Origin of the sequence: Pseudomonas sp. NFPP28, assembly GCF_900115535.1 — a bacterium.
GTDB classification, from domain to species: Bacteria; Pseudomonadota; Gammaproteobacteria; order Pseudomonadales; family Pseudomonadaceae; genus Aquipseudomonas; species Aquipseudomonas extremorientalis.
The window spans coordinates 242,035-262,622 of record NZ_FOWT01000006.1; the positions used below are offsets into that span (position 1 = coordinate 242,035).

18 protein-coding genes are annotated in these 20,588 nt (G+C 61.7%); 7 read left to right on the forward strand and 11 right to left on the reverse strand.

Going from position 1 to position 20,588, the window contains the following annotated elements:
• Window positions 1–5: 5 nt before the first annotated feature.
• From BM110_RS17550 to gap, 6 genes are all read right to left on the reverse strand, one after another.
• Entirely contained in the window at window positions 6–407 is a 402-nt protein-coding gene (locus BM110_RS17550) for a YbaN family protein (protein ID WP_093513898.1), read from the reverse strand.
• A gap of 146 nt (window positions 408–553) precedes the next feature.
• Entirely contained in the window at window positions 554–1,162 is a 609-nt protein-coding gene (locus tag BM110_RS17555) for a biliverdin-producing heme oxygenase (RefSeq protein WP_071489315.1), read from the reverse strand.
• A 133-nt stretch (window positions 1,163–1,295) separates the two neighbouring features.
• Window positions 1,296–3,860: a TonB-dependent receptor gene (locus BM110_RS17560; RefSeq protein ID WP_093513899.1), complete on the reverse strand. Its 2,565-nt coding sequence runs from the start codon at window positions 3,858–3,860 to the stop codon at window positions 1,296–1,298.
• Window positions 3,861–3,975: 115 nt separating this feature from the next.
• Window positions 3,976–4,944, reverse strand: coding sequence for a FecR family protein (locus BM110_RS17565; RefSeq protein ID WP_093513900.1), 969 nt, complete (start codon window positions 4,942–4,944; stop codon window positions 3,976–3,978).
• Between the two features lie 74 nt (window positions 4,945–5,018).
• Window positions 5,019–5,537, reverse strand: a complete 519-nt coding sequence (locus BM110_RS17570) for an RNA polymerase sigma factor (protein ID WP_092246816.1) — start codon at window positions 5,535–5,537, stop codon at window positions 5,019–5,021.
• 213 nt (window positions 5,538–5,750) lie between these two features.
• The gene (gene gap / locus BM110_RS17575; protein WP_058426789.1) at window positions 5,751–6,752 is read right to left on the reverse strand and encodes a type I glyceraldehyde-3-phosphate dehydrogenase; all 1,002 of its coding nucleotides are present in this window, start codon (window positions 6,750–6,752) and stop codon (window positions 5,751–5,753) included.
• Between the two features lie 221 nt (window positions 6,753–6,973).
• Between gap and edd the strand changes: the two genes are divergently transcribed.
• Genes edd through BM110_RS17595 form a run of 4 tightly spaced genes read left to right on the forward strand, consistent with a single transcriptional unit; the run spans window position 6,974 to window position 12,048 of the window.
• Window positions 6,974–8,800, forward strand: coding sequence for a phosphogluconate dehydratase (gene edd / locus BM110_RS17580; RefSeq protein WP_071489320.1), 1,827 nt, complete (start codon window positions 6,974–6,976; stop codon window positions 8,798–8,800).
• Window positions 8,797–9,753 (forward strand): glucokinase, encoded by a 957-nt coding sequence (locus BM110_RS17585; protein WP_093513901.1) that lies wholly within the window; start codon window positions 8,797–8,799, stop codon window positions 9,751–9,753. The genes edd and BM110_RS17585 overlap by 4 nt, the downstream gene beginning before the upstream one ends.
• Window positions 9,754–9,812: 59 nt before the next feature.
• On the forward strand, window positions 9,813–10,589 hold the full coding sequence (locus tag BM110_RS17590; RefSeq protein ID WP_219731708.1) for a response regulator: 777 nt from the start codon (window positions 9,813–9,815) through the stop codon (window positions 10,587–10,589).
• Window positions 10,579–12,048: an ATP-binding protein gene (locus BM110_RS17595; RefSeq protein ID WP_071489322.1), complete on the forward strand. Its 1,470-nt coding sequence runs from the start codon at window positions 10,579–10,581 to the stop codon at window positions 12,046–12,048. Before BM110_RS17590 ends, BM110_RS17595 begins: the two co-directional genes overlap by 11 nt.
• A 60-nt stretch (window positions 12,049–12,108) precedes the next feature.
• Here BM110_RS17595 and BM110_RS17600 read toward each other — a convergent pair whose 3' ends face one another.
• Window positions 12,109–13,038 (reverse strand): AraC family transcriptional regulator, encoded by a 930-nt coding sequence (locus BM110_RS17600; protein WP_093513902.1) that lies wholly within the window; start codon window positions 13,036–13,038, stop codon window positions 12,109–12,111.
• 327 nt (window positions 13,039–13,365) lie between these two features.
• On the opposite strand from BM110_RS17600, the gene BM110_RS17605 reads away from it, so the two are divergent.
• Together BM110_RS17605 and BM110_RS17610 are read left to right on the forward strand one after the other, a co-directional pair.
• Window positions 13,366–13,707: an antibiotic biosynthesis monooxygenase family protein gene (locus BM110_RS17605; RefSeq protein WP_010208042.1), complete on the forward strand. Its 342-nt coding sequence runs from the start codon at window positions 13,366–13,368 to the stop codon at window positions 13,705–13,707.
• Between the two features lie 9 nt (window positions 13,708–13,716).
• Window positions 13,717–13,995, forward strand: a complete 279-nt coding sequence (locus BM110_RS17610; RefSeq protein WP_093513903.1) for a hypothetical protein — start codon at window positions 13,717–13,719, stop codon at window positions 13,993–13,995.
• Between the two features lie 123 nt (window positions 13,996–14,118).
• On the opposite strand, the gene BM110_RS17615 is transcribed toward BM110_RS17610, so the two are convergent.
• The gene (locus BM110_RS17615) at window positions 14,119–14,751 is read right to left on the reverse strand and encodes a flavin reductase family protein (RefSeq protein WP_092246825.1); all 633 of its coding nucleotides are present in this window, start codon (window positions 14,749–14,751) and stop codon (window positions 14,119–14,121) included.
• A 160-nt stretch (window positions 14,752–14,911) separates the two neighbouring features.
• On the opposite strand from BM110_RS17615, the gene BM110_RS17620 reads away from it, so the two are divergent.
• On the forward strand, window positions 14,912–15,667 hold the full coding sequence (locus BM110_RS17620; protein WP_071489326.1) for a COG4705 family protein: 756 nt from the start codon (window positions 14,912–14,914) through the stop codon (window positions 15,665–15,667).
• A 53-nt stretch (window positions 15,668–15,720) separates the two neighbouring features.
• Here BM110_RS17620 and BM110_RS17625 read toward each other — a convergent pair whose 3' ends face one another.
• The 3 genes from BM110_RS17625 to BM110_RS17635 form a co-directional block, all read right to left on the reverse strand.
• Window positions 15,721–17,040: an MFS transporter gene (locus tag BM110_RS17625; protein ID WP_071489327.1), complete on the reverse strand. Its 1,320-nt coding sequence runs from the start codon at window positions 17,038–17,040 to the stop codon at window positions 15,721–15,723.
• 284 nt (window positions 17,041–17,324) lie between these two features.
• Window positions 17,325–18,650 carry a sigma-54-dependent transcriptional regulator gene (locus BM110_RS17630; RefSeq protein ID WP_093125147.1) on the reverse strand — a complete coding sequence of 442 codons (1,326 nt, stop codon included), beginning with the start codon at window positions 18,648–18,650 and terminating at the stop codon, window positions 17,325–17,327.
• Complete coding sequence (locus BM110_RS17635; protein WP_093513904.1) at window positions 18,644–20,410, reverse strand: ATP-binding protein; 1,767 nt, start codon at window positions 20,408–20,410, stop codon at window positions 18,644–18,646. The genes BM110_RS17630 and BM110_RS17635 overlap by 7 nt, the downstream gene beginning before the upstream one ends.
• Window positions 20,411–20,588 lie beyond the last annotated feature (178 nt).

Consider the following 20,588-nt stretch of genomic DNA (forward strand, 5'->3'; position numbering starts at 1 on the left):
CGGCGTCAGACAGGCGCTGCAAGCCTTTCCGGGCGTGACCAGATCCACAGGTTGCCCAGGCTCATTCCGGCAATGGCCAGGTAGATCGGCCAGCCGTGATCGAGCATCACCAGCATCAGCACGGCGCACAGCAGCATGCTTACAGTGGCGCTGACTTTGGCCCGGCGAGCGATGATCTTGCCGTTGCGCCAGTTGAACAGGATCGGCCCGAACAGCCGGTGGTTCTCCAGCCAGGCGCTGAGGCGTGGCGAGCTTTTAGTGGCGGCCCAGGCGGCCAGCAGGATGAATTCGGTGGTGGGCAAACCCGGCACGACAATCGCGATCAACCCAATGCCCAGGCTGACATAGGCCAGCAGGCCGAAGAGGATCCGGGCGATTTTCGAGGTGGATTGGGTTTTGCGGGTCATGGTTTATTTGTAACGTCGCGAAGTGAGCGCCAACTGTTGGAGGGGCTTGCCCCCGATGGGGATGTGTCAGCTAGAGAAGCGTTGACTGGCACTCTGCTATCGGGGGCAAGCCCCCTCCCACAGTTGATGGCATTTCAATCTGGATGTCAGGCCAATTCAGGGGCGCTAGCGTACGCCTGTTCGAGCAAGACGGTGAAGCGTACAAACGCGTCGATCGCACCTTTTTCCACTGCGGCTTCCTCTTCGGCACTGAACTCCAGGGCGTCGAGGGTACGGGTGAAGCTTTTCCAGCCTTCGGCGCGACCACCGGCCGGCTCACCCAGGTGACGGGCACCGAAGGTTTCGCTCAGGCCCAGGCCCACGGCACGCTTGATCAGGAACGCAGCGCCCAGTTTGGAGCCTTCGGACACAAACAGCCAGCCCAGGGCTTCGGCCTTGCTCGGGTTTTTCACGGCGCCGGCGACCGGTGCAGGCACCTCGGTGTCCAGGTCGCCCAGGTCCAGTTTGGCGGCTTCGGCACGGCAACGTTCGGCCAGGTCCGGCACGATCTTGATCAGTTCGGCATCGTTGTACAGGGCCACCAGTTCCGATTGGAACAGGTACTGCGCCACCACGAAACGGGCGAAGTTGGCCCGGGTTTCAAACGGGGCGTGGGCCTTGACCAGTGCGTCGAGCTTGGTGTGCGGCTCGTTGGTGATCTGGTTCAGGCGTTGGGAGCGCAGGCTTGCGCGTTCTGCGGTAGGGGAAGCGGTCATGAAAAGTCCTTGAGAAGGGATGCGCCTGGGTGCCCGAAAGAGAGCTGTTATCAACTAGACGAACAAGAAGACGCGGCACAGTAAAAAATCCTCACCCCGTCGAAGAAATTTCAACGGGGTGAGTAGGGCGGTGCTAGATGTCCCAGATCACGTTGATCGCAAAGTTGCGGCCCGGCTGGGTCAGGCGGTCGAGGTTGGCTGGGCCGGTCACGGCGGCTTCGCCGACACTGTCGTAGCTGCGCACGTCATCCCAGTTCCAGTACTTCTTGTCGGTGAGGTTGTAGAGGCCGCCGTTGATGGTCACGTCGTGGGTGACTTTGTAGAAGGCGGTCAGGTCGACCACACCGAAGCCAGGGGTCTTGAAGGGGCCGCTGGTGTCGCCGTCCGGCGCGTGGAAGGTGGTGCTGTCGACGCGATCCTGCTTTTTCACCAGGGTCCAGCTCAACAGGCCACCGTAGTTGTCCTGGTCGTAGCCCAGGCCGAAGACCCCCTTGAGCGGGTTGACGCTGTTCAGCGGCTCGCCATTATCGTCGTTGCGGCCATAGGCATAGGACACCGAGCCCTGGGTGTAGAGACCTTGCGGCGCACCGAAGGCATCCAGGTTCAGGCGGCCCTTGGCTTCGGCGCCCTTGATGGTGGCGCGCTTGATGTTGATGGCCTGGAACTGTTCAAGACTGCCCCCGGCAACGGCGTTGTCTTCGTCGATAAAGTCGCGATATTTGTTGTAAAACACGGCGATCTCGAAGGAGCCTTCGTCGAACTTGCCGCGAATCCCGGTTTCGACGCCTTTGCTGGTTTCTGGCTTGAGGTCGGGGTTCGGCTCGACGGTGTAGCCCAGGTTCAGGTTTTCAAAGCGGCCGTACAAGGCCTTGGCAGACGGCGTACGGAAACCTTCGGCGTACTGGCCGAACCAGGTGTATTGATCCGTCAGGGCGTACGTCAGGCCAAACTTGGGCGTCACACGGTGCCAGGTTTTTTCCTTGTCGCTCACCGGGTCCGCCCCTGTCGGGTTGACGGTGTTGAGAAATTCCTGGGTCAGCTTGGGTTTGAGCTGGGTGTAGTCGTAGCGCACGGCGGGCAGGAAGGTCCACTTGTCCCAGGTGATCTGGTCCTGTGCGAACAGCGAATACGTGTTGATGGTCGGGTCGGGGAAGTCGCTGGACTGCTTCACACTGTCGCTGGCAATCGGGCTGGGTGCACCGATGGCGGTGCACCCACTGCCGACGGCCACGCAGGTCGCGTTGCCCTCGCGCGAACCGGTGACTTTCTGCTGCTTGAGGGTGGTGCCGTAGGTCACCTGGTGGTCGGTTTCACCGAGGCTGAACGCCTTGTCGAGCTGGGCGTCGAAAATCCACTGTTTTTCCTGGTAGAGCGTGTCGCGGGTGCGCAGGACACGACGGCCTGACTGATAGATCTCGGCGGTGGTCTGGTCGGTCTTGGCGATCTGGTAATTGAGGCTGGTCTTGATGCGGTCGGCAATCGGCGACTCGAGGGCGAAGCTGTTTTCCAGGCCGAAACGTTCACGGGTAATGGTGTCGTTGCCACGACGATCACGGTAGAGGTTGAAGCCTCGGCCGCCGATGAACGGGCCTCCTACCGCGTTCTTCAGGTTGACGTCGCGATCGTCTTTGTACTTCTCGTAGGTCAGGCCCAAGCGGTTGTCATCGCCATAGTTCCAGCCGAGCTTGGCCAGGATGTTGGTGGTGCGCGCGTCCTCCGGGTTGGCGCCGGTGCGGGCCAGGCCGGTGGCGTTGTTGCCGTCGTAGGATTCGGTCTCGTGGCCATTGCGCTGGCTCAGGTGCAGCAAGCCATCGAAGTCCTGCACGCGGCCGGCGACGGTGCCGGAGGTCAGCCAGCTTTCGTCGGCGGAGCTGTAGCCGGTCTTGAGGCGGGCGCCGAAATCCTGGCCTGGCTTGATGATGTCGTCCGGGTCGAGGGTGAAGTAGCTCACGGCGCCACCGATGGCGCTGCTGCCGTACAGGGCGGAGGCCGGACCGCGCAGGATCTCCACACGCTTGACGATCTCCGGGTCGACGTAGTTGCGACGGGTCTTGGCGTAGGGGCCGTTGAAAAAGTTGTCCGGCACTTCCACGCCGTCCACCTGGGTGAGGATGCGGTCGCCGTCGATACCGCGGATGTTGAAGCCGGCGTTACCGGAGCGGGTGCCCGCGCCGCCGACCGAGACGCCGGGCTCGTAGCGCACCAGTTCGCGGATGTTGTTGACGTTCTGGCGGTCCAGTTCTTCGCGGTCCTGCACGCTGACGGTGCTCGGTACGCTGGTCACATCCTGCTCGTTACGGGTGGCGCTGATGGTTACCTGTTGCAGGTTTAGGGTGCCGCCCGCTGCGCGTTTTTCCAGGATGATGTTGTTGCTGCCCAGCTTGCGATAGCTCAGGTTGGTCCCCACCAACAGCCGGTCCAGGGCTTTTTCCGGCGACAACGGACCGCGTACGCCAGGGGATGACACACCCTGGGCCAGTTCCGCCGGCAGGCCGACCTGCCAGCCGGTCACGGCGGTAAATGCGTTGAGTGCAGAGACCAGCGATTGCTGCTCGATGCTGAAGTTGTAGTTGCCATGGCTGCGCGGAGCAGGCTCGGCGGCGGTGGCGGTCATCACTGGCGCACCGGCCAGCAGGATGGCCGCCGTCAGCAAGGACAGCACGGGCGAAGAGGACCGGCGGTTGAAACAAGAGGACATCGAGAGCGCTCCGGGGTACGAATCTTATAGTTGCGAACCGAACCAAATAGGAATCAGTTGCATTGGCTAAGACGAGACGTACCAGTGCCAGCTATCGAGTAAAAATAATTCTCATTTAGTTGAGGATCACCAGCGCCGGGTATTCCGACAACTTGGCCGAGGTGATGTGGGCCAGCGAGCGCACCACATCCAGGGGCTGGTCGAGGCGGTAATTGCCGGTGACGGCGACGCTGGCGAGTTGGTCGTTGGTGTTGACGATCCAGCCAGGGTAATAGCGGCGCAGCTCGGCGAGCACTTCGCTCATGGGGCAGTTTTCGAAGATCAGCCGGCCTTGCACCCACGCCAGGTCCTTGTTGGCGTCCAGTCTGGCGGGCGAGCCGAAACCCTTGGGGCCGACGCGGATGCTTTCCCCGGCGCTCAGACGCACGCGGGCATCATTGAAGGTATTGCTCAGGTCGACATCGCCGCGTTGCACCTGCACCTGTGCTTCGCCATTGAGGTAGCGCACGGCGAAGGCGGTATCGCGCACGCTGGCGCGCACGGGGCCGGCGTCGATTTCCAGGGGCAGGCCATGGTTGGGTTTGATTTCGAAAAACGCCTCGCCCTGGTACAGGCGAGCGATGCGCTGATGGTCCTTGATGCTGCTGGAAAACGCCGAATTGGTGTTGAGCAGCACCTTTGAACCGTCGTCCAGTTGCAGGCGCTGGCGTTCGCCCACCACGGTGAGGTGATCGGCCTGCAGGCGCACCGGCAGGTTGCTGAAACTGAACAGCCCGATCAGCAACACGGCGGCGGTGGCCAAAGGTTTCCAATGGGGTTTGATCCACCGCCAGGCGCTGGGCTTGCGCGGTGCTGCCAGGGCGACGGCGGCGCTGTGCACTGGCGCGCCACCCCAGGCCGCCTGGGCCTTGGCGAAGGCGTGGACGTGGGCGGGATCGCTGGCCAGCCAGGCTTCGAATTCGGCCTGCTGCCCGGGCTGCGGGCACTGCAAGGCGATCAGCCAGTCGAGGGCTTGGTCCATGGCCGTGTCTTGCAACACCTCATGAGCCAGCTCATGGGGGTGCAGTTTGTTCGGGTCCGTCACGGTGTTCCTCGGGTCTTCGCCACGTTCTATTTAACTTTCCTACAGCTTGGGTCGACGTTTCTGTCGGGGGAAGCTTAAGGCCGATCCAGCCGTTCGGCCACACCTACACAGATGGCCATGATCAACTTCAGTTCCTTTTGTACGGTGCTCAAGGACACTTCCAACTGATCGGCGATCTCCTGGTAACTGTAACCGTGCAGGCGGCTGAGGATGAAGATCTGCTGCTGGCGGGCGCTCAACTGGCCCAGGCTGACGCTCAGGGCCTCGAGCATTTGCTCGGCCTGGGTGGCATCTTCGGGCGTGCTGATGGGGGCGGCGACACTTTGCAGGACGTCCAGCGGGACATCTTCCTGCAGCGTGCGTGCCTGGATCCTGCGCGCACGCAGATGATCCAGCGCCAGGTTGCGCGCGGTCTGATAGACGAAGGGTTCAAGGTGATCGATCGGCCGCTCGCTGAGGGCCCGGGTGACGCGCAGGTAGGTTTCCTGCAACAGGTCCTCGGCGGTGCTGTGGTTATTGACCATCCGCTGCAAGGTGCGAAGCAGAATCACCCGCTGGGCGAGAAAGACGTGGTTGAAGCGAGATTGGCTCACAGTGCTACCAGACCGATTTGCAGTTAATGATAATGCTTATCATCAACTGAAATGGCAAGTAGCTATTTTCCTTATGCGGGACACAAACCAGTGTGGGAGGGGGCTACACCCCGATGGCAGTGTGTCAGTCAACAAAGATGTTGAATGTGCCACCGCTATCGGGGCAAGCCCCCTCCCACACAAGCCCCTTCAGAAGGTCCCGCACAGCTCACATTACTCGGCGTTGCACAGCGCCAGGCAGTTATCCAGCATGCGGTTGGAGAAGCCCCACTCGTTGTCGTACCAAGCCAGCACTTTCAGCAATTTACCGCTGACCTTGGTGTGATTGGCATCGAAGATCGACGACAGCGGGTTGTGGTTGAAGTCACTGGAAACCAGCGGCAGGGTGTTGTAGCCGAGGATCTTCGAGTGCTGGCTGGCTTCTTTGAGCAGCGCGTTGACTTCTTGCGCCGTGGCTTCTTTCTTCAGTTGTACGGTGAGGTCCACCAGCGACACGTTGATCACCGGCACCCGCACCGCCATGCCGGTCAGCTTGCCCGCCAGCTCCGGCAGCACCAGGCCTACCGCTTCGGCGGCGCCGGTCTTGCTCGGGATCATGTTCTGGGTGGCCGAACGCGCGCGGTACGGGTCGGTGTGGTAGACGTCAGTCAGGTTCTGGTCGTTGGTATAGGCATGGATGGTGGTCATCAGGCCGCTCTCGATACCCAGCTCGCGGTGCAGCACTTGAGCCACTGGCGCCAGGCAGTTGGTGGTGCACGAGGCGTTGGAGATGATCTGGTGGGATTGACGCAGAATGTCATGGTTGACGCCGTAGACCACGGTGGCGTCCGCGCCCTTGGCCGGTGCCGAGATGATCACCTTGCGTGCGCCGGCGGTAATATGGGCGGCAGCCTTGTCACGGTCGGTGAACAGGCCGGTACATTCGAACACCACGTCGATCTTGTGCGCAGCCCAGGGCAGGTCGGCCGGGTTGCGAATGGCACTGACGGCAATCCGGTCGCCATTGACGGTCAGGCTTTCCTGATCGTGGGCGACCTCTGCTTCGAAAGTGCCATGCACGGTGTCGTATTTGAGCAGGTGGGCATTGATCGAACTGTCGCCCAGATCATTGATGGCGACGATCTGCAAATCCTGGCGGTAGCCTTGGGTATACAGTGCGCGCAGGACATTACGGCCGATACGGCCAAAACCATTGATTGCGATACGAAGAGTCATTGGAAAGTGCCTGTCGTCGATTTGTTGTAAGAATTACAAGATTATTCGCATAAAAATAGAAAACAAGCCTTTTTAGTGGCAATATTTTGTTCAATCTACAACGAGTGACCTGAATCAACTGGTCCGATGATCCAAACGACTCCCTGCCATCCCATGCGCTGCGGGCGTTTGATCAGCATAGACACTCAGGTCGCCACATCCGTTAGCCTGGAGTTCTACACATGCATCCCCGCGTCCTTGAGGTCACCGAACGGCTTATCGCCCGCAGCCGCGCCACCCGCGAGGCTTACCTTGCGCTCATTCGCGGCGCAGCCAGCGACGGTCCGATGCGCGGCAAGCTGCAATGCGCCAACTTTGCCCACGGCGTGGCCGGTTGCGGCACTGAAGATAAAAATAGCCTGCGCATGATGAATGCCGCCAACGTGGCAATTGTTTCGTCATATAACGACATGCTCTCGGCGCACCAGCCGTACGAACATTTCCCTGAACAGATCAAGAAAGCCCTGCGCGAAGTCGGCTCGGTCGGCCAGTTCGCCGGCGGCACTCCCGCGATGTGCGACGGCGTGACCCAGGGCGAGCCCGGTATGGAGCTGAGCCTGCTCAGCCGTGAAGTCATCGCCATGTCCACGGCGGTAGCGCTGTCCCACAACATGTTCGACGCGGCCTTGATGCTGGGCATCTGCGACAAGATCGTCCCCGGCCTGATGATGGGCGCGCTGCGCTACGGCCACCTGCCGATGATCTTCGTACCGGGTGGGCCGATGCCGTCGGGCATTTCCAACAAGCAGAAGGCCGATGTGCGCCAGCGCTATGCCGAAGGCAAGGCCACCCGCGAAGAGCTGCTGGAATCGGAGATGAAGTCCTACCACAGCCCCGGCACCTGCACCTTCTACGGCACCGCCAACACCAATCAGTTGCTGATGGAAGTCATGGGCCTGCACCTGCCGGGCGCCTCGTTCGTCAACCCGTACACGCCGCTGCGTGATGCGCTGACCCGCGAAGCCGCGCACCAGGTCACGCGCCTCACCAAGGCCAACGGCAACTTCACGCCGATCGGCGAGATCGTCGACGAGAAATCCATCGTCAACTCCATCATCGCGCTCAACGCCACCGGCGGCTCCACCAACCACACCCTGCACATGCCGGCCATCGCCATGTCGGCGGGCATCATCCTCACCTGGGACGACATGGCCGACCTTTCCGAGGTGGTGCCGACCCTGTCCCACGTGTATCCCAACGGCAAGGCCGATATCAACCACTTCCAGGCGGCGGGCGGCATGTCGTTCCTGATCCGTGAGCTGCTCGAAGCCGGCCTGCTCCACGAAGACGTCAACACCGTGGCCGGCAAGGGCCTGAGCCGCTACACCCAGGAGCCGTTCCTGGTGGACGGCGAGCTGATCTGGCGCGACGGTCCCATCGAGAGTCTCGACGAAAGCATCCTGCGCCCGGTGGCCCGCGCGTTCTCGCCCGAGGGCGGCTTGCGCGTGATGGAAGGCAACCTGGGACGTGGCGTGATGAAAGTCTCGGCCGTGGCCCTCGAGCACCAGATTGTCGAAGCACCCGCCGTGGTGTTCCAGGACCAGCAGGACCTGGCCGATGCGTTCAAGGCCGGCCAGTTGGAAAAAGACTTCGTCGCCGTGATGCGCTTCCAGGGCCCGCGTTCCAATGGCATGCCGGAATTGCACAAGATGACGCCGTTCCTCGGTGTGTTGCAGGACCGTGGCTTCAAGGTCGCGCTGGTAACAGACGGGCGTATGTCGGGCGCGTCGGGTAAGATCCCCGCCGCGATTCACGTCAACCCCGAAGCCCAGAGCGGCGGGCCACTGGCGCGGGTGCAGGATGGCGATATCATTCGTGTGGATGGCGTGAAGGGCACCCTGGAGCTTAAGGTGGACGCCGAAGAATTTGCAGCGCGTGCGCCTGCCACGGGCCTGTTGGGTAACAACGTGGGGGCCGGTCGCGAGCTGTTTGCATTTATGCGCTTGGCCGCAAGCTCCGCAGAGCAGGGCGCCAGCGCCTTTACCTCTGCCTTGGAGACGCTTAAGTGAAGTTAGCGCTGGTCGGTGACATCGGGGGCACCAATGCCCGTTTTGCGTTGTGGCGGGATCAGGAACTGCATTCGATCCGCGTGCATGCCACGGCGGATCATTCCAGTCCTGAGGCCGCTATCAAGGTTTACCTCAAGGAGGAAGGCCTGGAAATCGGGGACATCGGCGCGGTGTGTCTTTCCGTCGCTGGTCCGGTGAGCGGAGATGAATTTAAATTCACCAACAACCACTGGCGCCTGAGCAAGACTGCGTTTTGCAAGACATTGCAGGTGGATGATCTGCTGTTGGTCAATGATTTCTCGGCCATGGCCCTGGGCATGACCCGCCTCAAGCCCGACGAATTCCGCGTGGTCTGCGAGGGCACGCCGGAGCCGTTGCGGCCTGCGGTGGTGATCGGTCCGGGCACCGGGCTGGGTGTCGGTACCTTGCTGGACCTGGGCGGTGGCCGTTTTGCGGCGCTGCCGGGGGAGGGCGGGCACGTCGACCTGCCGCTGAGCAGCCCACGGGAAACCCAGCTGTGGCAGCACATCTACACCGAGATCGGGCATGTCAGCGCTGAAACGGCTTTGAGCGGTGGCGGGCTGCCACGTCTGTACCGGGCGATCTGTGCGGTCGACGGCCATGCGCCGGTACTGGAAACCCCCGAAGCCATCACGGCCGCCGGCCTGGCCGGTGACCCGGTGGCGATGGAAGTGTTGGACCAGTTCAGCATCTGGCTGGGCCGCGTAGCCGGTAACAATGTGCTGACCACCGGCGGACGCGGTGGTGTGTACATTGTGGGCGGGGTGATACCGAGGTTTGCCGACTTCTTTATCCACAGCGGTTTTGCCAGGAGCTTTGCTGACAAAGGCTGCATGAGCGAATACTTCAAGGGTATTCCGGTGTGGTTGGTGACGGCGCCGTATTCCGGGTTGACCGGGGCTGGCGTCGCGTTGGAACAGGCTTTTGCATAGGGACTGATGGTCCTATCGGGGGCAAGCCCCCTCCCACATTTGGAACGCATTTGCCCCCGATGAGGCCATCAATAACACCCCATAACAACAAGGAGGACCCCGTGAGCGTAATCAGTAAATCGATCCTCCTGGTCGATGACGACCAGGAAATCCGCGAATTGCTGCAGACCTACCTCAGTCGCGCCGGTTTCCAGGTGCGTGGGGTGCCGGATGGCGCGGGGTTTCGCCAGGCGATGAACGAGGCACCGTGCGACCTGGTCATCCTCGATGTGATGTTGCCGGACGAAGACGGTTTCAGCCTTTGCCGCTGGATCCGCCAGCACCCGCGCCAGGCGCAGGTGCCGATCATCATGCTCACCGCCAGTTCCGACGAGGCCGACCGTGTGATCGGCCTGGAGCTGGGCGCCGACGACTACATCGGCAAACCCTTCAGCCCTCGCGAGTTGCAAGCGCGGATCAAGGCCTTGTTGCGCCGTTGCCAGTTCGGCCAGGAGCGCAGCAGCGGCGGCGATGTGCTGGTGTTCGATGAGTGGCGGCTGGACATGATCAGCCACCGTCTGTTCCATGTGGACGGCGAAGAAGTGATCCTCTCCGGCGCCGATTTTGCCCTGCTCAAATTGTTTCTCGACCACCCGCAGCAGATCCTCGACCGCGACACCATCGGCAACGCCACCCGGGGTCGTGACCTGATGCCGCTGGATCGCATCGTCGACATGGCTGTCAGCCGCCTGCGCCAACGCCTGCGCGACACCGAAAAGCCCCCTCGTCTGATCCGCACCGTGCGGGGCAGTGGTTATCAACTGGCAGCCAGCGTGGTTGCCGGCAATGTCCACTGAGCCGTTGACCGAACGCCGCCGACGCTTCCCGGTACCGCGTTCGCTGCTGGGGCGCATGCTGCTGCTGACGCTGCTGGCAGTGTTGTTCGCCCAGGCGCTGTCCAGCGTGATCTGGGTCTCGCAATTGCGCGCCACCCAGCTCGAAGGCCTGGTCACCAGTGCCCGCAGCCTGGCGCATTCGATGACCGCCAGCGTGAGTTATTTTCGTTCGTTACCGGTGGCGTATCGGCCGCTGGTGCTCGATCAACTGCGCAGCATGGGTGGCACGCGTTTTGTGGTGACGCTCAATGATCGCCCGCTGGACATGGCCATCCTGCCGCAGACCCCGCGCAAACAGGCGGTGCTTGAAGCGGTGGATGAGGTGCTCAAGCAGACCCTGGGCGCCGATGTGCATATGTCGGTGGAGTTCGTCAGCGCCGAAGACCTGCGCATCTTCAATGCCGGCCTGAAACTCGATGAGCTGCCGCGTTCCTGGGCCCACTACGCGCTGACCCTGGAACCGGTGAACCCGCCGGTGCTGGTCACCCAGATCCAACTGGCCCAGGGCGAATGGCTGTACATCGCCTCGCTGTTGCCCGAGCCCTACACCAGCCTTGAAGAACAAGGCCTGCCGTCCCAGCAGGTGTGGTTTATCGTGCTGACCAGCGGTTTTCTGCTGCTGTTCATCGGCCTGCTGGTGCACTGGCAAAGCCGGCCGCTCAAGCGCTTGGCGCGGGCGGCGCGGGACATGTCCCTGGGCGCCGACGTGGAGCCAGTGGCCGAAGGTGGCGGCAGCGAAGTGGTGGAAGTGGGCCGTGCTTTCAACGCCATGCGTGAGCGCATCAGCCGCTACCTGACCGAGCGCAGTCAATTGTTCAGTGCGATTTCCCACGACTTGCGCACACCGATCACCCGCCTGCGCCTGCGCGTGGAACTGCTGGAGGACGAGAACCTGCAAACCAAGTTCGGCCGTGACCTGGATGAACTGGAGTTGCTGGTGAAGGGCGCGCTGCAATGCGTGAAGGACACGGATATCCACGAGAACATTGAGCCGGTGGACCTCAATCATGTGCTCGAATGCCTGGTGGAGCCTTACGTGGCACCCAACGGCAACGGCCGGGTCACGCTGGACGGTGCTGCCCTGGCGGCGTATCCGGGCAAGCCGCTTGCGCTTAAGCGCTGCATCGGCAACCTGATCGACAATGCCTTGAAGTATGGGCAGAACGCCCATCTGCACATCGAGGACGATGGCGCGGAGTTCGTCCTGCATGTGGACGACGAGGGGCCCGGCGTGCCGGAGCAGCGCCTGGAGCAAGTCTTCGAGCCACACTTCCGCCTCGCCGGGCAGCAACAGGGTTATGGCTTGGGCCTGGGGATTGCGCGCAACATTGCGCACAGCCATGGCGGTGAAGTGAGTTTGCAGAATTTGCGTGAGGGTGGCTTGCGCGTGACCCTGCAACTGCCGCGCGGATTAGACTGAACACAAGCGGTAACAGTGTGGGAGGGGGCAAGCCCCTCCCACATGTTGATCGTCATTGGCTCAGATGCTCTGGCGCAACCGGGCCAGGTCACGCAACGGCGGTGCGCCAAACAATCGGCTGTATTCCCGGCTGAATTGCGATGGGCTTTCATACCCCACCCGATACCCCGCCGCCGATGCTTCCAACCCTTCGGCAATCATCAAGCGCCGTGCCTCCTGCAAGCGCAACTGCTTCTGGTATTGCAACGGGCTCATGGCGGTGATCGCCTTGAAACGGTGGTGCAAGGTCGAAACGCTCAGGTTCACTTCCTTGGCCAGGTCATCGATGCGCAGCGGTTGTTCGTAGTTGCCGTTCAACCACTTGATCGCCTGGCTGACGCGATGGCTCTGACTGTTGGCCACGGCGATTTCATACAGCCGATAGCCCTGCGGCCCACGCAATAACCGGTAAAGAATTTCGCGGTTGATCAACGGCGCGAGCATGGCGATGTCTTTCGGCGTATCCAACAGGCGGGCCAGTCGCAGTACGGCGTCCAACAGTTGGCCATCGATGCGGTCGACGTACATGCCGCGAGAAGTCGGGCGCGATGGCACGCCCATCGGGCCAGCCTCGGCAATCAGCGCGGTGAGCTGCGCCGGATCGATATTGATGCGCACCGACAGGTTCGGGTCCTGCGGCGTGGCATCGATGATCCGCCCGGCCACCGGCATCGCTACCGAGAACACCAGGTAGTTGAGCGGGTCGTAGGCAAAGATTTCGTCGGCCAGGCGTACTTCCTTGCTGCCACTGGCGAGGATGCACAGGGCCGGTTCCACCAGCACCGGCATGAAGTCGCGCGGGGTGTTGTGGCGGTTCAGAAACAGGGTGGTGATGGCCGTACCGTAGGAACCGTCCTCCCAGGTATGCCGGTGCACGATGCTGGCCAGTTCGGCGCGCTGTTTTTCCATCTCGGCGTCGAGGGGAATGGCTGTATGTTCGGGCGACGACATGGAACGTCCTCTACTGGCTACTTCGATGGGGTCAGCTTAGCGGCGGCTTTTCAAACAGTGTTACGTCGATTCTGCACAATCCTTGCCTGATCCTGCGATACATCGTGAATCAGGCAATCGCGGCACCTGTCATCTCCCTGAAACAAGGCGTCGGGCCATCGAATAAACCTCTGTGCCAGACGTCCCTCCTACGCTTCTCGCAGGATTGTGCAATAAGCCGACAGGAATTGACTAACCGCGCGCCGACTCGCGCCGTTATCTTTGATCCTGTGGCAACACGCCCTCACAGTGCTTGCCGAGCATCACTTCTCAACGGGAGAGTCGAACATGTCCACCCCCATTCCCGCGAGCCATATGGCCTTTATCCGCGCCCGCACCGGGTGCAGCACCGAACTCGGTGCACGCTTGAGCAGTTTGATCGAACCGGGCCGCCAGGCTCAGGGTTGCCTGCAGTTCTCGTTGCAGCATTCCCAGGTTGATCCTGATGTGTGGTTGATCTCCGGTTTCTGGAGCAGCGAGCAGGCGATGAGTGCCTACTTCAACTCCCCGGCGCTGATGATCTTCACCGAGCTGTTGAACGACATGGTCGTGCGCAGCATGGACTTCCAGACTTTCACCGATGCATCCGCCGCACACGCCTACGGCGAGTACCTGCAACTCGCCGGCTGAAGGTCTAGAATGGCCGACTTTCCATTGGCCAGGACCTGCAACATGGCACGTAAACAATTTGCCCTCCACGAAGCCGTATCCGCCGTAGTACCGGGTGAAGGGGGCTACAGCGCCGCCGTTGCCGTCAAGGCACTGGATGGCATGGGCGCCCCGCAGTTTCACAAGATCCTTGACGGACAGACGTTCAAGACGGCCTCCGATGCTGACGATGCAGCCACTGTGCAGCTTGAACGGCTGACCGGTGTGGACGAAGAGGGTCAACTGACCTGGGCGAGCGCCGCCAACTGAGCAACACCGACAGTCCAATGTGGGAGGGGGCGTGTCCCCGATAGCGGCGTGTCATTCAACAACGATGTTGAATTGCCATTGCCATCGGGGGCAAGCCCCCTCCCACGTTTTATTGTCTTTCAGTCAGGGTTTGCTGGCGCCTGGGCGATACATCCTGAACAGGGCTTCTGGCCCCAACTGAAAGTAATCCGCCGGTCCGCCACCGCGCAGGATCGGCTCGGCGGCGGCGGTATCGTAGATGCCATCCTTGAGCAGCCACTTGGCAATGTGCACCGCGACCACCTCGCCGAGCACCAGCCAGCTCGGCACCAATGCCTTGTCGGCACGTTGCAGCTGAATGATCTGCGTCACCTTGCATTCGAACGAGACCGGGCTTTCGCCCACCCGCGGCACACCAACGATCTTCGAGGCCACCGGCGTCAGGCCGGCCAATTCAAACTCGTTCACCTCAGGTGAGACGGCAGCACAGCTCTGGTTCATCTGCTCGGCCAACGGGCGGGTGGCCAGATTCCACACAAACTCGCCGGTCTGTTCGATGTTGTTCAGGCTGTCTTTGCGCCCGACGCTGGAAAATCCAATGATCGGCGGAATGTAGTTGAACGCATTGAAAAAACTGTAGGGCGCCAGGTTCAGGTGACCTTCGTTGTCATGGGACGAGATCCAGCCGATCGGCCGTGGACCGACGATGGCATTGAACGGGTCATGGGGCAGGCCGTGGCCGTTGGCGGGTTCGTAGAAGTGGATATCGTCAGGCATGGCCGGGGTTCCTGCAGTGGTCGTCGATGAAGTGGCCATACTATGGAATTTTCATTCATCGCCCACCTATTTTTCACAGCTCCACCGTCAGTCTGCGGCCACTGTCGACAACCCAATAAGTCGGCCTATTGAGAGACTGAGCTTTGGAGCCTTCCCCCTTATGAATAAACTTCCTCAGATCACCCTGGCGTTCTGGGTCATGAAAATCTGCGCGACCACCTTGGGCGAAACCGCCGGGGATTTGCTGTCGATGACCCTGGATGTCGGTTATGCCATCAGTTCGATGATGCTGATCAGCGTGTTCCTGATCACCTTGGTGACGCAACTGCGCTCGAAAACCTATAACCCGGTGCTGTACTGGATCGTGATTCTGTCCACTAGCACCGCAGGCACCACGATGTCGGATTTCATGGACCGCACCTTGGGGCTGGGTTATGCCACGGGCTCCATGATCCTGATCGCGATCCTGATGATCATCTTCGCGTTGTGGCACCTCAGCGGCGATTCGCTGAACGTGAACAAGGTGCAGACCTTTCGGGGTGAGTTGTTCTACTGGATGGCCATCCTGTTCTCCAACACCTTGGGCACCGCGTTGGGCGATTTCCTGGCAGATGACTCCGGGCTGGGCTTTGCTGGCGGCGCCTTGTTGATCGGCTCGGCGATTGCGGCGGTGGTGGCACTCAAATACTTCACCAGGATTTCTTCGGTGCTGTTGTTCTGGGTGGCGTTTGTACTGACCCGGCCGTTCGGCGCGACCTTGGGTGACTTCCTTACCAAGCCCCATGAAAAGGGCGGGTTGGACTTCGGCACCATCGGTTCGTCGGCAGTGTTGGCGGCGGTGTTGGTGGTGATGATTGCGGGGGCGTCTTACGCGCAGCGGCGGTACGGACGTAAGACGATAGCTGAGTTGTCCTGATTCAACCTGTGGGAGGGTTTGCCCCCTCCCACAGGGTTGACTGCAACTGACGTTTAGTCGGTGGTAATGCGCGAGTGCTTGCGGGTGTCCTTCATGGTCACGTAGACCACCAGCGACACCGCGATGCACGCCGTCACGTACCAGTAATAACCGGTTTCCATGCCGATGCTCTTGAACCACAGCGCGATGTATTCAGCGGTGCCGCCGAAGATCGACACCGTCAGCGCATACGGCAGGCCCACGCCCAGGGCGCGGATTTCGGTGGGGAACAGTTCGGCTTTCACCACGGCGTTGATCGAGGTGTAGCCGCTGACGATGATCAGCGCCGCCATGATCAGGAAGAACGCGCCCCACCAGGTCTGGATGGTATGCAGGGTGGTGAGGATCGGCACGGTGAACAGCGTACCGAGTATGCCGAAGGCGATCAGGATCGGCCGCCGGCCGATTTTATCCGACAGCCCGCCGACGATGGGTTGCAGGCACATGAACAGGAACAGCGTCGCCGCCGAGATGGTGGTGGAGTCGGAAATGCTCATGCCGACGGTGTTCACCAGGTACTTCTGCATGTAGGTGGTGTAAGTGTAGAACGCCAGCGTACCGCCCATGGTCAGGCCGACCACGGTCAGCAGTTCCTTGGGGTGGCGCATCAAGGTGCGCATTGCGCTTTCCTTGGCCTTTTCCTTTTTGGTGAACGACTCGGTTTCTTCCATGCCGCGCCGCAGGTACAGCGCAACCACTGCGCAGAGTGCGCCGATGGCGAACGGGATACGCCAGCCCCAGGCATACAGTTGCTCGGTGGTCAGCAGTTGTTGCAGCACGATCAGCACCGCCAGGGCGATGAGCTGGCCGGAGATCAGCGTCACGTATTGGAAGCTGGAGTAGAAACCACGACGTTGCTTGGTCGCCATCTCGCTGAGGTAAGTGGCGGAGGTGCCGTATTCGCCGCCGACCGACAGTCCCTGCAGCAAGCGGGCAAAAACCAGCAGGATCGGCGCACCGATACCGATGATTTCATAGCCCGGGCTCAGGGCAATCAGCAGCGAGCCGAAGCACATCAGGTAGACCGAGGCCATCAGGGCTTTTTTACGGCCGACCTTGTCGGCGTACAGGCCCATCAGCCAGCCACCGATCGGGCGCATCAGGAAGCCCACGGCGAAGATCGCGGCGGTGTTGAGCAGTTGGGCGGTGGTGTCGCCTTTGGGGAAGAAAGTCTTGGCGAAGTACAACGAGAAAGCGGCGTAGACGTACCAGTCGTACCATTCGACCATGTTGCCGACGGAACCACTGAAAATCGATTTGATGCGGCTGGAGGTAGTGCGCTCTTTTGCCGGCGCGGCCGCCGACCCCAGAGGCAGGGCGTTGGAGTTATCCATTGAAGGATCCTTCATCTAGTTGTTTTTATGGAGCGGCGCGTGCGCAGCCTGGGTCGAGCTATAGCAGGAGCTGTGCCAGGTGGATGAAGGCCCGGAACAGAGGGGTTTGAGGATTTATTTGAGCGAAAAACCGCTGATGATTTGCAGGCGGTGGGCGGAAATCCGCTTATGGCTGTTGTCCTCATTGGGGGCAAGCCCCCTCCCACACTTGAATGTATTCACAGATCAAAATGTGGGAGGGGGCTTGCCCCCGATAAGGCCTGGCAGTCAACACAAAGGTTGGCCTAGAGAAACATCTCCCGCACCAACCCATGGCGCTGCATCTTTTCATTGAAGGTACGCCGTGGCAGTTGCAGCTCGGCCAGTACCGCCTTGATATCGCCTTTGTGTCGGGTCAGCGCGGCTTTCAGGCAGTGGGCTTCGAAGGCCTCTTGCTGCGCGGCCAGGGACTGTCCGGCCTCGATGCCTTCCGGCTCCGGGTCGCCCAGGCCCAGCACCTGGCGTTCGGCGACGTTGGCCAACTCGCGCACGTTGCCCGGCCAGTCATGGCTGAGCAAGCGCCCCAACTGCGCGCCGCTCAATGGCTCGACGCTGCGGCCCAGGCGTTCGGCAGCACTTTGTGCAAAGTGATCGAACAGCAACGGGATATCTTCGCGGCGCTCGCGCAGGGGCGGCAGGCGCAATTGCGCGACGTTCAATCGATACGCCAGGTCTTCGCGAAAGCGCCCGGCGCGGGCCTCTTCCAGCAGGTCCGGCTTGGTGGCGGCGATGATGCGCAGGTCCACGTGGATGCTCTGGTTGGAGCCCAGCCGCTCCAACTTCTGCTCCTGCAGCACACGCAGCAATTTCACCTGTTGGGCCAGCGGCATGCTTTCGATTTCATCGAGGAACAGCGTGCCGCCGTGCGCGTATTCCAGCTTGCCGATGCGCTTGCCCTGGGCGCCGGTGAACGCGCCGCTTTCGTGACCAAACAGCTCGGCCTCGAATAACTGTTCCGGGATCGCCGCGCAATTGAGCGCCACGAATGGCTTCTTCGCACGTGGACCAAAATCATGCAGGCAGCGCGCGACCATCTCCTTGCCACTGCCGGTCTCGCCACGGATCAGCACGTTGACCGGCAGGCTCGCCAGGTCCAGCACCTGGCGGCGCAAGGTCTGCAAACCCCGGGACACGCCCAGCAGCGTCGATTCCAATTGCGCCCGGTGGTCGGCCTGCTGATGCAGGCGACGGTTTTCCAGGATCAAGCCACGTTTGTCCAGGGCACGGCGCAGGCTGTTGAGCAGGGCGTCGGGGCTGAAGGGTTTTTCGAGGAAGTCATAGGCGCCGTCGCGCATGGCTTCGACCGCCATCGGTACATCGCCGTGGCCGGTGAGCAGGATCACCGGTAAATCGGCATCACGGCGCCGCACTTCAGCCAGCAGTTCCAGGCCGCTGAGACCCGGCATGCGCACGTCGCTGAGGATCACGCCGCGGAAATCCCTGGGCAGTTGCGCCAGGCATTCTTCGGCGCGGCTGAACAACTGCACTTCAAAGCCTGACAGGCTCAACCATTGCTCGACGGCCGTGCGGATGCTGGCTTCGTCATCGACCACAATCACCGCGTTCAACATAGGTCGGGCGTCTCCAGCGCGATGGGCAAGGTCAGGGTAAAGACTGCGCCGTCGCCCCGGTTACCGGCGATCAGGCGACCGCCCAATTCGTGCACGATAGCGTAGGACACCGCCAACCCCAAGCCGAGGCCGTCTCCCACCGGCTTGGTGGTGAAGAACGGGTCGAACACGCTGCTCAGGTGTTCTTCGGCAATCCCGCCGCCGCTGTCGCTGACCGTGAGTTGCCAGAGTTGCTGGTCGGCGTGCAGGCGGATTTCCAGGCGTTTGCGCGGTTTGTCGGCCATGGCGTCGAGGGCGTTGCGTAACAGATTGATCAGCACCTGTTCCAGGCGGATCGCGTCACCGCGTACCCAGGCGGGGCGGGCCAGGTCCAGCACCACGCCGATGGCCTCATCGCGCAGGCGTGCGTCGAGCAGGTGCAGGGACTGGTCGACCACCGTGGCCAAGTCCAGGCGTTCGCGCAGGCCACTCGGGCTTTTGCGCGCGAAGGTCTTGAGGTGGCCGGTGAGGGCGGCCATGCGTGTGAGCATATCGTCCAGCGGTGTCAGGGCCTCGTAGGCGTCGTCAATGCGGCCGTGATCGAGCAGCAGGCGCAAGGTGGCCAACTGCATGCGCTGGGCGGTCAGTGGCTGGTTGATTTCGTGGGCGAGGGCGGCGGACATCTGCCCCAGCGCCGCCAGTTTGGCCGATTGCACCAGGCCATCCTGGGCGGTGCGCAACGCCTGGGTGCGTTCTTCCACCAGTTGCTCAAGCTCCTCGCGGCTGCGCTGGCGCAAGCGGGCCAGGCGCCAGCGTTGGGTCAGGAACAGCACCAGGAACACCAGCGCCAGCCAGGAACCGGCGGCAGCGAGCCCGGCGTTGCGTTGGTCCTCAAAGGCGAACTGGGGCTTGCGCAGCAGGTGCAGGGTCCAGCCTTCGGCTTTCAGGGGCAGCGATTCCCAGATGTAGTTGGCATTGCCATCCGGGCCGTTGACGCGCATCAGATGGCTGTTTTCGTCAAAGCGCTGCAGGGTCTGGGTTTCCAGCGCCTGCAGTTGTTTTTTGTCGTATTGGCGGGTGGCTTTCAGCTCGGCAAGGTCGTTGGCCGATAACGGTCGCAGGTTGCGATAACGCCAGCCGGGCTGGTTGGCGATAAACACGATGCCGCGCGCATCGCTGACCAGCAGCAGGTCATTGCCCTGGGCCCATCCGCGTTCGAGCTCGGGGAACTCCAGCTTGACCACCATGGCGCCGAGGAACTGCTCGTGTTCATCCAGCACGGCGCTGGAGAGGAAATACCCTGGGATGCCGGTCGTCACCCCCACCGCATAAAAACGCCCGGTGCCCTGGCTCAGAGTCTGGCTGAAGTACGGTCGGAACGCGTAGTTATGGCCCACGTAACTGCTCGGCAGGTTCCAGTTGCTGGCGGCGACCGCCAGGCCGGTGCGATCCATCAATTCCAGGGTGGAGGACTGCGCGGCCCCATTGATGCGTTCGAGCTTGCGGTTGAGCACGTCCTGGGTGGCGGCGTCCAGCGGGCCTTTCAACGCGCTGATCATTTCCGAGTCCAGCGCCAGCACGGCGGGTAGCGCACGGTAGCGTTCGATCAGGGTGTGCAACGAGCTGGCATAGAGTGCAAGTTGCTGATTGGCACGGGCGGCATCGTCCACCAGGGCCTGGCGTTCAGCGTGGCGGGTGGCCAGGGCTGCGGCCAGCAGTGCGCCAGCGATGATCAGCAGGGAGTAGAAGGTCAGGCGCAGGGCGCGCGGGATCACGATCATACGGTGATGGGCAGGCACGGTAAGGGGAGTGCACCATAGCATGCACGACGTTTATGTTGGGGCAAGCCCGCTCGCCACAACAAGCCCAGTGGTCACAGAAAGCCCAGAGGTCACAACCGCCGCGTTTTCCACAGGCCATAAAAAAGGCGACCGGGCCATGGGCCGCAGTCGCCTTTAT

Bases quoted from the DNA above. Each gene is read 5' to 3' on its own strand.
- BM110_RS17595 (WP_071489322.1), top strand. From the start codon at position 10,579: ATGTCCACTGAGCCGTTGACCGAACGCCGCCGACGCTTCCCGGTACCG.
- BM110_RS17560 (WP_093513899.1), bottom strand. From the start codon at position 3,860: ATGTCCTCTTGTTTCAACCGCCGGTCCTCTTCGCCCGTGCTGTCCTTG.
- BM110_RS17630 (WP_093125147.1), bottom strand. From the start codon at position 18,650: ATGTTGAACGCGGTGATTGTGGTCGATGACGAAGCCAGCATCCGCACG.
- BM110_RS17590 (WP_219731708.1), top strand. From the start codon at position 9,813: ATGAGGCCATCAATAACACCCCATAACAACAAGGAGGACCCCGTGAGC.
- BM110_RS17600 (WP_093513902.1), bottom strand. From the start codon at position 13,038: ATGTCGTCGCCCGAACATACAGCCATTCCCCTCGACGCCGAGATGGAA.
- BM110_RS17620 (WP_071489326.1), top strand. From the start codon at position 14,912: ATGAATAAACTTCCTCAGATCACCCTGGCGTTCTGGGTCATGAAAATC.
- BM110_RS17610 (WP_093513903.1), top strand. From the start codon at position 13,717: ATGGCCGACTTTCCATTGGCCAGGACCTGCAACATGGCACGTAAACAA.
- BM110_RS17625 (WP_071489327.1), bottom strand. From the start codon at position 17,040: ATGGATAACTCCAACGCCCTGCCTCTGGGGTCGGCGGCCGCGCCGGCA.
- BM110_RS17615 (WP_092246825.1), bottom strand. From the start codon at position 14,751: ATGCCTGACGATATCCACTTCTACGAACCCGCCAACGGCCACGGCCTG.
- BM110_RS17635 (WP_093513904.1), bottom strand. From the start codon at position 20,410: ATGATCGTGATCCCGCGCGCCCTGCGCCTGACCTTCTACTCCCTGCTG.
- BM110_RS17550 (WP_093513898.1), bottom strand. From the start codon at position 407: ATGACCCGCAAAACCCAATCCACCTCGAAAATCGCCCGGATCCTCTTC.
- edd (WP_071489320.1), top strand. From the start codon at position 6,974: ATGCATCCCCGCGTCCTTGAGGTCACCGAACGGCTTATCGCCCGCAGC.
- gap (WP_058426789.1), bottom strand. From the start codon at position 6,752: ATGACTCTTCGTATCGCAATCAATGGTTTTGGCCGTATCGGCCGTAAT.
- BM110_RS17605 (WP_010208042.1), top strand. From the start codon at position 13,366: ATGTCCACCCCCATTCCCGCGAGCCATATGGCCTTTATCCGCGCCCGC.
- BM110_RS17555 (WP_071489315.1), bottom strand. From the start codon at position 1,162: ATGACCGCTTCCCCTACCGCAGAACGCGCAAGCCTGCGCTCCCAACGC.